The following is a 12,845-nucleotide window of genomic DNA, read 5'->3' as shown; positions in this document are numbered from 1 at the left end:
TTAAGCTCTTCGGGGTAAACTCCGAAGGGCTCACTGCTTTACATGTAAAACTCTTTTAGAAAAACAACCAGACAAGTAAAACCACTCCAAAACCAAGATTAACCCAACTCACACCCTCTTCAAAGAGGTAAATGAGCAGTTCGTAGTTGTAGCTTTCAAGTGTTGTTGGGTGCATTGCCAAGCCGTTTTGCGCAAAATGAACAATGTCGTTGGCATAAAAATAAGCGATGATTTCAGGAGCGATAAAAAAGAGGACCACGCCTAAAATTCCCCAAACCGTTTTTTTGGGCTTCATATCCATCAGGGCTTTTTGTGTAGCAGGATGGTGTGCGATTTTGTGGAGTTTTTCTCTCAATAAAGACCTTTGGGAAGTATGAAATGTGGAGCGGGTGACGAGAATCGGACTCGCTACTTTCAGCTTGGGAAGCTAACACTCTACCAATGAGTTACACCCGCATTTTCATTTTAGATGATTTTATTTACCAACAATAACATATACGTCTTTCCATTTTATACGTTGTATATCTAAAGTATAAGTTTATTAGTTTTTCCCTTTGATCTTGATTTAATTAATATTTAATCAAGATCAACGAAAACTATATTCTTGCAAATCTTCCACCGTAATTGCAGTTGCTTTAGTCAAAGCATAATGCTTTTCATCAACAATCTCGATGGATCTTTCATCAATATTAACTTTCAATTCAAACATAGCTACTTTTTCCGAATCAATAAATTGAGCAGAAATAAGTCGTGGAATCAGATTTGGGTGTTTGTTTTTACAAAATTCATAATCTTGGATCGTTTGAACGATACCTAATGAATCACTACCACCTTTTGCTTGAACAGGAATAATAAAATGTGCTCCTTGTTTATTTAGACCGATATATAACTCGTCTATTTCTATTTGTCCTACTCCAGTAACCGTTGTTCTAAGATGATTTTGTAAGGAAAATGCAGTCACTCCTATAAAAATATCTATTAACCTGTTGTATCTCAACTTTGCTAATAGTGCTTGTTCATCTGATAAGGAATATTTTACAATGATTTGTGGTGTTGAATCAGGAATTTTAATTGTTGCTAAATTCGGATTTGGAACAATTCTACTTGCTTTACTCAAACTAAATTTATACGATGCTCTTCCAGAACTTTCTATAATCCATTCATATCCTTCTGGTGCAGTTGCACTAATGGATAAAGGAAGTTCTACCCTATGACGAAATGAGTATAAAATATCCCCAATATTTTTAGGTAAACTAATACCTAATTGCGTAGCAACGACTTCAATCTCTTGACGCTCAAAAATAACAGCAGTATTAGGTTGTAAATAATTTATTTTATTATCAAAATGAGATAAAAAAATTTTCTCTATGATAGCAACATAACGATTTTGTGATTTTTCTTTAGCCATTTTTAGCCTTTTTACGATTTCGTTGAGGAATAACATTTTTAGAAACATTAAATTTTAGCGAAGCTTTGCTCATATTAAAGCTTAATAATTCATCTTTGTACAATTCAATTTTCTTTTTAGGCTTTGTAGGTTGATATTGAAGTGCTTTTATGACTTCAGAAGCAACAGCTTTTGCTAGCAGAGGAGGTACTGAATTACCAATTTGCCTAAATCCATGCCATTTTGTTACATGAACTCTAAACCAATCAGGATAAGAATGCAATCTTAATGCTTCTCGATTTGTAATACATCTTGGTTTATACGGATGAATAGGTCTCGGTGAAGTATGTGCTCCATGGTCGCTAGCAGTTCCAGCTCTTAAGGTATTGCAATGACCTGTTGGAGACAATTTAAAAAAACGGCTAATAGTTTCAGCTTTTCCTTGCTCAGTATTTTTAAATCTTTCAATCGAAATTTCCAAATGCTTAGTTCTAGTGCTAGAAGTCAGAACTTTTTCGTTGTAAACGCGTATATAAGAGTAATCATCTGGACTATTTAAATTACGAACATATTCGCTTGGTTCTCCGAATATAACATTTTCTGAATAATCATTTTCGAACAATTCGTCAAGATGTTCTATGTCTGGTAAATCACCTATTGCATCAAAAACTGTTGGTGTAGGTTTTAAATCCATTTTATTTTTAGCATTGTGGGTAGGCAAAGGATATTTAACAGGTTTAAGTCCTTTTCTCCATCCAAGTAGAAACAACCGTTCTCTGCTTTGAGGAACTCCATAATTTAAAGCATTTAATACTTGGTATTGTCTTTCAATTTGATATCCCATTTTTTCAGTTTCTTCAAAAAAATCTTCTAAAAATTGACGATGTTTTCCAAGTGTTAATCCTTTAACATTTTCAAATACAAAATATTTTGGTTCTAATTCCGATACAATACGAAGATATTCTTTAACCAAAGTATTTCTCGGATCATCAAATGTTCTTTTCCCAATCATTGAAAACCCTTGACAAGGAGCCCCCCCAAAAACAACATGAATCGCTTCGTCGTTTTTCAATCCACAGTACTCTCTAATATCTTGACCTGTAATTTTGCAAATATCTGAACAAATCATTTTTGTTTTAGGAAAATTATATTCGTGCACTGCACAATGGACGGGGTCAATTTCTACTGCGCCAAGTATATTAAATCCAGCTTTTTCGAATCCAAGTGACATCCCTCCCGCTCCAGCAAATAAGTCAATTCCAATTGGTCGTTTATCATTCATTTCTTCGAGAGCCTTATTATTTTCAGTCGATTAATTTTTTTGATTTTATCTAAAAAAGTATAGGTCTAAGTAAAATTTACCTAAAGACCAATTTATTTATTGATCTCTAACTTAAAATTTTAACAATAATATTTTCATAGCTATTATTGCTTTTCCGTCATTTTATATAGATTTACATGGGTATAGTATGATTTTAACATAATAAATTCTTAATTTTTAGAAGCTTTATAAATGCTTATTTCATAAGAATATTTCTCTATTCTATAGAATTACACCTACCTTTTATAAGGAGGCATTATAGCACACTCGGCTGGTGAAGTCGTGTAAAATCTTTACATGTAAAAACAAACTTTAGCTTTTAAAAATAGTTTTTAAAGTGCTATTTTTTTCAAACTCTGCTGTGCCATAATGAATGAAATGAAATCAAGGAGTCATTATGGATTATAGAATCGAAAAAGACACGATGGGTGAGATCAACGTTCCCAATGAGCGTTATTGGGGAGCACAGACTGAGCGTAGTTTGGAGAATTTTAAGATCGGTACTGAGAAGATGCCCAAAGAGCTTATTCGTGCTTTTGCACTTTTAAAACGCTCTTTAGCCACGGTCAACCAAAAGTTAAACAAACTCGATGCTACCAAAGCAGGAGCGATCATTCAAGCGTGCGATGAAATCCTTGCGGGTAAGTTTGATGGCGAATTTCCCCTCGCCATCTGGCAAACGGGTAGTGGCACTCAGACCAATATGAATCTGAACGAAGTCATCGCCAACCGCGCTACAGAAATACTCGGAGGCGATTTTAGAAAAGAGAAACTGATTCACCCTAATGATCATGTCAATATGTCTCAAAGCTCGAACGACACGTTTCCAACAGCGATGCACATCGCTAGCGTCATTGAGATCGAAGAGCAACTGCTTCCCTCATTAGAAAAGCTCAAAGAGACACTTGAAATCAAAGAAAAAGAGTTTGGTGGCATCATTAAAATCGGTCGTACCCACCTTCAAGACGCAACGCCCCTTACGCTTGGGCAAGAGTTTAGCGGGTATCGCAGTATGTTGGAGCACTCTTCTTCACACATTCTCTTAGCGCTTCAATCCTTGCGTGAGCTTGCCATCGGTGGAACGGCTGTGGGAACGGGCATCAACGCGCATCCCAAACTCAGCGAATTTGTAAGCGTTGAGCTGAGCAAACTCACAGGCAAAACCTTTGTCTCTTCTCCCAATAAATTTCACGCTTTAACCTCGCACGACGCGCTTGTCTTTGCGAGTGGGGCAAACAAAGGATTAGCCGCAAATTTGATGAAAATCGCCAATGACATCAGGTGGCTCGCTTCGGGTCCAAGGTGTGGTATTGGCGAGCTGAACATTCCTGAAAATGAACCAGGAAGCTCCATCATGCCAGGCAAAGTGAATCCAACGCAAGCCGAAGCGGTCACGATGGTTGCGTGCCAAGTGTTTGGTGCCGATACGGCGATTGCCTTTGGTGCAAGTCAAGGTAACTTTGAGCTCAACGTCTTTAAACCCGTCATCATCCTCAATTTCTTGCAACAAGTCAGACTTCTTGCAGATGTGATGGAGTCGTTTCGCATTCACTGCGTGGAAGGCATCGAAGCGAACAGTGAGAAGATCGCGTCAAACCTTCAAAATTCGTTGATGCTGGTCACCGCACTCAATCCGTACATTGGGTACGAAAACGCAGCGAAAGTGGCAAAGCTCGCGCACAAAGAGCATCTCAGCCTCAAAGAAGCGTGCATCAAACTCTCCCTTCTCACGTCTGAAGAGTTTGATCGTTATGTGATTCCCTCAGAGATGATTCACCCCAAAGCGTAAAAAGCAGACAGGTAGCGATCAAAATAGGGTCGCCACACTTTACATGTAACACTTTTGTGACGCATGGTATGGCTTTTGCATAAACTCCTTAAACATTAGACTTCTTGGAAACAATCGTTAAAGGTGTCCGTAAACCCTTACTTAAAAATGAGCGAAAAATGGGCTCTGAAGCGCCTGCTATCAGTCTTGTGATGCAAGATGGTGAAAGCAAAGTCATCGGTATGTTGGCAACCAAGGTGCAGGTGATGATCACTTTGCCGTATCACGATTCGCTAAGCTCCTCACTGTTAGAGATTATCCAAAAATACCATGAACAAGTGTTTATCTACTTTATCAGCCCATAGCCGTTAGATCAAGCAACCAATCCTTCCTGTACTTCAGTTGATTTTGAAGAATTTGCTAAGAAATTTGGTGTTTACGTCGATGAAACACTTTGTGCAAAATCCATCTTTATCATCAATAAAGATGGACAATTTGTCTACAAAGAGATCACGAGCGATGTGGAAGATGCGTTTGATCTAGAGATGTTTGAGACGAAGCTTGATGAAGCGATCCATTTTAAGAAAAAAGGGCATGCGCACGAGAACTGGATGGGCGCATGAGTGAGCAAACTTTGCTTTGGCTCTCTTCCAATGGGTATGATACCAATGATTTGAACCGCGTGGGAAAGCACGGCAACTCAGCTTTGATGAAAGCGGTGCGCGAAGGCAATGCGGCTGTGACTACGGAACTCATCGAAGTAGGGGTTGATCTGGAGCTTAGAAACATCGATGGCAATACGGCGATTTTGAACGCCTGTTTTGGTGGGGATTTTACCTGTGTGGAGCTTTTGGTGAAAGCTGGCATTGAACTCAACAGTCAAAATGACAATGGCGTAACGGCGTTGATGTACTGTGCGAGTTCAGGAAAAGAGGCGATGACACGGCTTTTATTGGATTTTCACGCCGATGCGTCCATCAGCAATTTGGATGATTTTAAAGCGATTGATCTTGCAAGTACGCCTACGATTTACAAGATGCTTAAAGCGAGCAGCTTGTAAACAGAGCGTTACATGTAAAGCTTAATGTAAAAAGTTTTTAATGCCTGTAAAGATAAGTTGCGCCGAAAGGGCTGAGAGCACAAGCCCTGTCACTTTACTGAACACGATGAGTCCTGTGCGACCGATGAGCCTTTCAATATGCCCAGAGAGATAAAGCAACACGCCAATACTTAAAATCGCCCCTAAAAGCGCGCTAGAGCCTAAAATAAGATCTTCAAGCCCATCCATATCGGCACCCATGACCATCAGCGCACCCACGGTTCCAGGTCCCACGGTGACGGGAATCGCCAACGGCACAACGGCATGTTTGAGGATGTCAGCTTTACATGTAGGCTCAGCATTGACATCTTTTTGCACCAAATCAACGGCGGTTAAAAACAAAAGTGCACCTGCACCAATGCGAAACGCATCGAGGGTAATGCCAAAAAGTTCAAAAATATATTTGCCAAAAAAGAGAATAATCAGACAGCTAATCGCAATCGCCAAGGTCACTTTGATCGCAAGGCGACGTTTATCGCTCTCGTCAATCCCTTTTGTCACCGATAAAAAGATGGTTGTGACAAAAAATGGCGTCATAATAAAAAAAAATTTGACATAAATCGCAAAAAAAGCAGAGAGGTGAATCATAGTATCTCCTTAAAAAGAGTTGGCATTATAGCACTTTTTCAGTTGGGCTTTGGCAGAATGGAGGCATGAAAAAAGAGATCCTTTACCTAACCGAATATTTAGCCAAAAGTGACAATGCGCACGTGAGCGCTTTTTACGCAGTGTTGGTGCAAACCCTCGCAACGTTCGAGCTTTACACGCCGACCAAATTTACACAACCACAGATTGGCGCACTGATGATGCGTCAAGGCTTGTGTGCACCTTCTTCTTATGATGTGGGCGTTAAGGCGCTTGATGCTGCGTTGGAGCAACTGCTTCCACTCCCCTTGCAAGAGGCGAAAAAAAGCCTTTTCATAACCCTTTTGAATGCAAATTTTCCTAAGAAAAAAAGCTTTTTATCGGTCTCGTTGGAGCTGTTTCTTTCCCAACTCGAACCCGTGGAAAAGAGCATCTACGAAAATCTTTTAGCCTACGTTTCAGGACTCAATCGCGCCCTTGCACTCTTTTTTGTCTTAGGCAAAGAGGAGGCTTCATCCTTTACGCCAGAGCGTTTAGTTGCGTTTGGAGAAGCTTTACATGTAAAGCTTTTGGAGCTTGTTTTTAACGAAGAAGAGAACGCTTTACTGAGCCAAGGGCTTAAAGAGTTGCTTGGTGTTTACCTAAGTTTGTATGGCAAACACCTTTACATGTAAAAAGGATTTTAGATGAAAGAAGATGAAAAAGAGCTCAGTTGTACTGAGTGTGGAACGCTGAATTGCCATAAACATGAGAGCCGTTACCCTAAGTTTTGTTTGACCACGAATGTCGATGATGCGATGCTTGAAGAGTCTCTTGAGTGCTACCAAGAAGAGGGGATTGATCGTAAAATTGCGATGGCTGCGGCTGAGATCGAAGGCAAATATTATGGACAACTCACACGGGTTGAAGAGATTTTAGCTTTTGCAAGACGCATTGGTGCGAAGAAAATTGGCATTGCATCCTGTGTTGGCTTAGCGGCTGAGTCGAAAATCTTTGCAGAAATTCTTAAAGTCAATGGTTTTGACGTTTTTATGGCAATTTGCAAAGTAGGTTCACGTGATAAGGTTGAGATAGGACTCAAAGAAGCGCAAAAGATTCGCCCCAATACCTTTGAGCCGATGTGCAATCCCGTGCTTCAAGCCAAGTACCTAAACAAAGCCAAGAGCGATCTCAATGTCATTATGGGTTTATGCGTTGGGCATGATTCACTGTTTATCAAATACGCCAAAGCGACGACGACCTATCTTGTCGTCAAAGATCGTGTTTTAGGGCACAATCCGGTTGTCGCACTTTATACAACAGGTTCTTATTACAAAAAACTTTTAAGTCCAAAAGAGTACTAGGTTTTAGAGATCTGCCAAAAGTTTTGCAAAATAACGCGATTTGATCTGCTCACTTGCCATGATCTGTTTGATGGGTGGAAGTTTGAGCAGCACGCCTAAAATGGCTGCCATTGCGCGGTGATTCCAGAGTGCGTGGTTATCAAAAATAAGCTCTTGCAGTTTCCCTCGCTCTATTGCCATCATCACCGTTTTATGTGCTGAATTCACGGGTGTTATGATGCGTTTAGCACGTTCTTTGAGAGAAATAACTTTCTCTTTACAGGCCGTCGCACAAACACCACATCCCAAACATCGACTCTCATCAAGCATCGCTTTTAGTCTTTTTGGCTTTTGTGGATCGTGCGTTGAAACCATTGAAATAGCCTCTACGGGACACACTTGCGCACACTTACTGCAGCCATTACATGTAAGACCCATTTTGGGTAAAAAATTGGTGGTTTCTACGGGATTTAAAAAGGCAAAACGGCGCGCGGCAGTGAGTGCTTCGCAACAACAACTGCAACAGTTGCAGATAAAATTGACTCCACTTTGGGCATTTTCACCAAATTGTACCAGCTTATACTCTCTGGCTTGCTCTAAAAGTTCTAACCCTTCACTTTTTTCAACAAGCCTTGTGTAGCCATGTTTGGAGAGTGAATGTGCTGTGTTTCCAAACGTCATACAAATCTCCAGTGGGGCATCACATGCCGTGCCAAGATGTTGTTTTTTATGACGACAATAACAGAGTCCCACACCCATAAATTTAGAACTCTCGATGATATGTGAAGCACGCTCATAATCAAGCACATGCAGGCTGTTTTGAGGCGAGAGAGCATTTTCATTGACAAAGGCACGACCGGGTTTGGTTTCACCGGTAAAGAGCGCTTTGATGAAATCCTCTTCGACACTGAGGTATTGGTAAAAAAGCTCTGAGATCAATTTTTGATCAATATTGCCGCCTGTGCGCATCAAGCTAAACTCAAAAAAACCAGCCATCGGAGGAGGAAGCACATAGGTTGAACTTCCCTCTTGTTCAATGTCGATCAAAAGTGCTTTGGAACAGAGTGTATCGAGCATTTTGTGTGCTTCCAAAACACTGACGTTCCAGCTTTGTGCGGCAATTTCTACTTTAAAAGGTTTGATGGGAAGGAGAGCAACCAGTTCGGCTTCTTTGGGTGTAAAAAGAAGGCTTAGAATTTCATAGAGGGTTTGAGAGGGAGGCGCACCCAAAGGAAAGCGGTTAAGCCGCTCAATGAGGTGCGTGTAACCTTCTCGTGAAGTGAGGTGTGACATGTGATCATCTCCTTTAAAAAAGGTAGAGAACTTATTTAAATGAAAGCGCCAAAGGTGCGTGAGCTTTCCGCTGAGGAAAACTCAGCGTTAACGTAGCTTAAGAAGCTTTGCTTTAAAAGCGTGTTAAGCGTTCTGTACAGAACGCTATTTAAATAGGATACTGCCTAAACGAATCATATTAGAGCCACACGCAATGGCAAGTTCAAAATCACCGCTCATGCCCATCGAACAGTACTTTGCACCATGCTTTTGGAGGGATTCAAAAATTTTGTGCGTGGTTTCAAAACTTTTTTGAATGATGGCACTCTCTTCGCTGTGCGCACCGATGCTCATGACCCCTTTGAGGTGAAGGTTCTTACATGTAAGGCTAATTTGCTCATACACTTCCATCGCCTCTTCAGGCAGAACGCCTGTTTTTTGCTCTTCATACGCACTGTTGATCTGAAGCAGAACGTTCATCGTTTTATGTTTTACATGTAACCGTTTGTCGATCTCTAGTGCGAGTTCGAGTGAGCTAAGCGAGTGCATTAACGAAGGGTCTAGGTCGATGAGCTGATTGATTTTATTGGTTTGTAAACGCCCGATGAAATGCCACTCTAATGGCAAATGGGAGAGGGCGTGCACTTTATCGCTCATATCTTGGATTTTATTTTCTCCAAAACAGCGTTGCCCTGCGTTGTACATCGCTTCGATCATTGAAGGATCGGCACTTTTACTTGCCGCAACGATCTTAACAATCAGGTGTTGATCGACACTCAAACGCGCTTTTTCAACGCGTGTGAGAATTTCATCCAGTGTGGTGACACAATTTTTAGCTTCCATTGGTTAGCCTGTAAATATCATTAAAAATGCTGAGCGCCATCAGACTTAAAAGCAACATCCAACCGGCGGTTGTCATACTGGTCAGTACGCGCTCGCTCGGTGCTCGTTTTGTGATAAGCTCGTACAGATTGAACATAATGTGTCCGCCATCAAGGGCAGGAATGGGAAGAAGATTGAGCACGCCAAGGTTGACTGAAATGAGCGCTGTTAACGCAAAAAGTGCTACAAGACCTGCTTCGCTCGCTTCGGATGTGACTTGAACGATGGAGATGATACCGCCTAACTCTTTAGGTGAAACAACGCCTTCGATCAATTTTTGAAGACTGGTCAAAATGAGCGTGGTCGATTTAACCGTCTGCTGCCACGCAAAGTTTGGAAGCTCGCTGATGCCATAGACCACTTCCATTGTTTTTCCACTCGGTGCAATGCCGATCATCTTTTTCTGTTTGGTCTCGCCAAACATATTTTGGTATTCGTTGATTTTTGGGGTTAAAAGAAGGGTTTGGAGACTGCCTAAACGCTCGATTTTGACTTCGAGTTTGCCTGTGCTCTCTTGAATCAGTTGACTTACTTCATCCCATGCCTCAATGAGCGTGCCGTTGATCATCACAATGCGGTCATTCTCTTGAAGACCTGCCTCAAGTGCGGGTGAGCTTGGGCTGATTTGACCAATAATCGGAGCAAATTTGGTAACACCCATGGAACCGATGGCGATGAAGAGTAAAAAAGCAAGTAAAAAGTTCGCAAAAGGGCCTGCAAAAAGGATGATAATGCGCTTCCACGGCGTTTTAGTCGTGTAGCTATCCGCGTCATAACTGATTTTGGTCGGATCACGATCGTCTTGCCCTTTCATCTGCACATAACCGCCTAGAGGAATGAGCGAGAGGCAATATTCCGTCTTTCCAACCACTTTGGAGAAGACTTTTTTGCCAAATCCGATGCTGAAAACTTCGACATGCACGCCAAAAAAACGTGCGGCTAAAAAGTGTCCCAATTCATGAAAAAAAATCAGAAACGAGAGAACCAGAATGGAGGTAAGTGTTCCCATTAGTGGGTTCCTTTTTGGGTGTAGCCGATGATGTATTCATAGCCAGAGTAAAGTGTCAGTGCCACAGCTGCCCACAAAAGGAGGTTTGCAAAAGGCCAGTTCATCATTAAAAAGCCAATGGCGATCATCTGAAGAACCGTTTTAACTTTGCCTGCCATGCTCGCAGCAATATCTTTACCTTCACCCATCGCAGCCACGCGAAGTCCCGTGATGAAAAATTCACGCGTCAGGATGAGAAAAATCGCCCAAGGATTGGCACGATCGATTATCATCAGTCCTAAAAAAGCGGCTAGGGTGAGCATTTTATCGGCGAGGGGATCTAGGATAGCACCCAGTTGCGTTTTTTGATCCCAGTTGCGTGCGATGTAGCCATCAAAAAAATCCGTCGCACTGGCGATCACAAAAATGAGTGTGGCAAAGTAGTCTATCCAGCTTACATGTAAACCTGAAAAGAGGCTTGAATCGCGATTGACTAAAAAAATAAACATAAGAGGTGCTAAGGCGATTCTCATGCTTGCAAGTGCGTTGGGTAAGTTCATCATTTAAACGTCGTTCCACCATCAATGAGCATGGTATGACCTGTGATCCACGAAGCTTTCTCAGAGCAAAGGAACAGACACGCCCCTGCAAGGTCTTGTGGCTGACCCATACGTCCCAAAGGAGAGAGTTTTGCAGTGACATCACGCACCTCTTCGTAGTTCGTAAACGCTCTTAAAGCATCGGTTTCGATGGGACCACCGCTGACGGCATTGACACGAATGCCCTTACAGCCAAGTTCTGCTGCTGCGTAACGTACCATCGTCTCAACCGCTGCTTTGGCGGTACCATGACCGGCATAGTTTTCGATGTAAACAAGATTGCCCGTAGAGGAGAGAGAGATAATGCTCCCACCACCGACTTTTTCCATACGTTTGGCGGATTCTTGTGCTCCCACAACAAAAGCATTAACAGTTGCCGTGAAGATGTTGTTGATGCCACGTGGTTTGAGTTTCATAAACTTTGTGTATCCACCTACTACGAGGCGACCCGAGATGATGGCATTGGAGATGAAAAAATCCACACGATCAAACTCTTTATCGATCTCTAAAAAGAGGTCTTTATAGGTCTCTGGCTCTAAGATATTGAGAGTATAGGCCCTGGCTTTAATGCCATAGTTTGCCTCCAAATCCTTAACTTGCTCCATTGCAATCTCTTCATTGGAGTTATAGGTAAACGCAATATTCACACCCGCTCTGGCAAATTCATACACAATAGCTTGTCCGATACCTCTGGTACCGCCACTAATGACAAGTGTTTTTCCCTTCATTAAAATCCTTTGATCGTATATTTTTTGAGCGTATTTTCAATACGTTTCATATTTTCGTTGCTTGGTGCACACAGTGGTAAGCGATACTCTAAACTCTCCAATAATCCTGCAATGTACATGGCAGCTTTAATAGGAATTGGGTTACTCTCACAAAAAAGTGTTTTATTGATCTCATAGAGTGAGTCATTGATCGCTTTTGCACCGTGAAAATCACCTTTAAGTGCCAAATGCGTGAGCTCTGCAATTTGATCAGGCAAGATGTTCGAAGTTACCGAAATAACGCCCGATCCACCATTAGATAAGATAGGGTAGTTAATCGCATCTTCCCCACTAAAAACAGAAAGTTTGGGTTGGTGTGCGAGCAAATCAACACAACGATCAATCGAACCAGTTGCTTCTTTTACCCCATAAATATTGGGGCAAGCTTCAAAAAGTCTAAAGATAGTGTCAGGCAATAAATCACAGCCTGTACGTCCAGGGACATTGTACAAAAGCACAGGAATGTCTACAGAGCAAGAGATAGCTTTATAGTGCTGAAAAAGCCCTTCTTGCGTTGGTTTGTTATAGTACGGTGTGACGGAGAGAATGCCATGTGCACCATGCGCTTGCGCAAATTTGGCTAAACCAATGGCTTCATGCGTTGCATTGCTTCCAGCCCCTGCCAGTACTTTGACATCGCTGTTGGAACAGACATCAACGGCTATTTCGATACAGCGACGGTGCTCGTCATGATCAAGCGTCGCACTCTCCCCCGTTGTGCCTACAGGAACAACAACATCGATCCCATTTTTTATCTGTCTTTCGATTAATTTTGCGTATTGAACTTCATCAAGTTTTCCATTTTTAAACGGTGTGATAAGCGCGGTCATCGCTCCTTGTAACGCCTGTTGCATG

General features: G+C 41.7%; 15 protein-coding genes and 1 tRNA gene. 5 read left to right on the top strand and 11 right to left on the bottom strand.

The annotated features are described in order from the left end of the window. Nucleotides 1-55: 55 nt before the first annotated feature. From JU57_RS00655 to JU57_RS00640, 4 genes are all read right to left on the bottom strand, one after another. Nucleotides 56-355 carry a hypothetical protein gene (locus tag JU57_RS00655; RefSeq protein WP_037955603.1) on the bottom strand — a complete coding sequence of 100 codons (300 nt, stop codon included), beginning with the start codon at nucleotides 353-355 and terminating at the stop codon, nucleotides 56-58. Nucleotides 356-381: 26 nt separating this feature from the next. After that, nucleotides 382-456 (bottom strand) — tRNA-Gly (locus tag JU57_RS00650). Nucleotides 457-586: 130 nt separating this feature from the next. Further along, a complete protein-coding gene (locus JU57_RS00645; protein ID WP_037955601.1) occupies nucleotides 587-1,408 on the bottom strand; it encodes a hypothetical protein in 822 nt (273 codons plus the stop codon). After that, nucleotides 1,401-2,669, bottom strand: a complete 1,269-nt coding sequence (locus JU57_RS00640; RefSeq protein WP_037955598.1) for a DNA cytosine methyltransferase — start codon at nucleotides 2,667-2,669, stop codon at nucleotides 1,401-1,403. The genes JU57_RS00645 and JU57_RS00640 overlap by 8 nt, the downstream gene beginning before the upstream one ends. Before the next feature lie 436 nt (nucleotides 2,670-3,105). On the opposite strand from JU57_RS00640, the gene fumC reads away from it, so the two are divergent. From fumC to JU57_RS00625, 3 genes are all read left to right on the top strand, one after another. Then, nucleotides 3,106-4,497, top strand: a complete 1,392-nt coding sequence (fumC, locus tag JU57_RS00635) for a class II fumarate hydratase (RefSeq protein WP_037955596.1) — start codon at nucleotides 3,106-3,108, stop codon at nucleotides 4,495-4,497. 158 nt (nucleotides 4,498-4,655) lie between these two features. Beyond that, complete coding sequence (locus JU57_RS00630) at nucleotides 4,656-4,841, top strand: hypothetical protein (RefSeq protein ID WP_037955594.1); 186 nt, start codon at nucleotides 4,656-4,658, stop codon at nucleotides 4,839-4,841. 254 nt (nucleotides 4,842-5,095) lie between these two features. After that, a complete protein-coding gene (locus tag JU57_RS00625; RefSeq protein ID WP_037955592.1) occupies nucleotides 5,096-5,536 on the top strand; it encodes an ankyrin repeat domain-containing protein in 441 nt (146 codons plus the stop codon). A 21-nt stretch (nucleotides 5,537-5,557) separates the two neighbouring features. On the opposite strand, the gene JU57_RS00620 is transcribed toward JU57_RS00625, so the two are convergent. Further along, nucleotides 5,558-6,163, bottom strand: a complete 606-nt coding sequence (locus JU57_RS00620; RefSeq protein WP_037955589.1) for a MarC family protein — start codon at nucleotides 6,161-6,163, stop codon at nucleotides 5,558-5,560. 65 nt (nucleotides 6,164-6,228) lie between these two features. Here JU57_RS00620 and JU57_RS00615 point away from each other — a divergent pair, with 65 nt between their 5' ends. Beyond that, nucleotides 6,229-6,834 (top strand): hypothetical protein, encoded by a 606-nt coding sequence (locus tag JU57_RS00615; RefSeq protein WP_037955578.1) that lies wholly within the window; start codon nucleotides 6,229-6,231, stop codon nucleotides 6,832-6,834. A gap of 12 nt (nucleotides 6,835-6,846) precedes the next feature. Continuing rightward, entirely contained in the window at nucleotides 6,847-7,503 is a 657-nt protein-coding gene (locus JU57_RS00610) for a DUF1847 domain-containing protein (protein WP_037955576.1), read from the top strand. 3 nt (nucleotides 7,504-7,506) lie between these two features. Here the strand turns inward: JU57_RS00610 and JU57_RS00605 are convergent, their stop codons facing one another. The 6 genes from JU57_RS00605 to dapA form a co-directional block, all read right to left on the bottom strand. Next, nucleotides 7,507-8,775, bottom strand: a complete 1,269-nt coding sequence (locus tag JU57_RS00605) for a 4Fe-4S binding protein (RefSeq protein WP_037955574.1) — start codon at nucleotides 8,773-8,775, stop codon at nucleotides 7,507-7,509. A 144-nt stretch (nucleotides 8,776-8,919) separates the two neighbouring features. Continuing rightward, the gene (locus JU57_RS00600; protein WP_037955572.1) at nucleotides 8,920-9,597 is read right to left on the bottom strand and encodes a YggS family pyridoxal phosphate-dependent enzyme; all 678 of its coding nucleotides are present in this window, start codon (nucleotides 9,595-9,597) and stop codon (nucleotides 8,920-8,922) included. Then, nucleotides 9,587-10,645 carry an RIP metalloprotease RseP gene (gene rseP, locus JU57_RS00595; RefSeq protein WP_037955567.1) on the bottom strand — a complete coding sequence of 353 codons (1,059 nt, stop codon included), beginning with the start codon at nucleotides 10,643-10,645 and terminating at the stop codon, nucleotides 9,587-9,589. The genes JU57_RS00600 and rseP overlap by 11 nt, the downstream gene beginning before the upstream one ends. Next, complete coding sequence (gene pgsA / locus JU57_RS00590) at nucleotides 10,645-11,187, bottom strand: CDP-diacylglycerol--glycerol-3-phosphate 3-phosphatidyltransferase (protein WP_037955565.1); 543 nt, start codon at nucleotides 11,185-11,187, stop codon at nucleotides 10,645-10,647. Before pgsA ends, rseP begins: the two co-directional genes overlap by 1 nt. Further along, nucleotides 11,184-11,951, bottom strand: a complete 768-nt coding sequence (locus JU57_RS00585) for an enoyl-ACP reductase (RefSeq protein ID WP_037955563.1) — start codon at nucleotides 11,949-11,951, stop codon at nucleotides 11,184-11,186. Before JU57_RS00585 ends, pgsA begins: the two co-directional genes overlap by 4 nt. Then, entirely contained in the window at nucleotides 11,951-12,844 is an 894-nt protein-coding gene (dapA, locus tag JU57_RS00580; RefSeq protein WP_037955562.1) for a 4-hydroxy-tetrahydrodipicolinate synthase, read from the bottom strand. Before dapA ends, JU57_RS00585 begins: the two co-directional genes overlap by 1 nt. Nucleotide 12,845 lies beyond the last annotated feature (1 nt).

This window comes from Sulfurospirillum sp. SCADC (genome assembly GCF_000743525.1).
Taxonomy (GTDB): Bacteria; Campylobacterota; Campylobacteria; order Campylobacterales; family Sulfurospirillaceae; genus Sulfurospirillum.
Note: the sequence above shows the minus strand (reverse complement) of the source record. Positions and strands in the feature narration are given on the sequence as shown.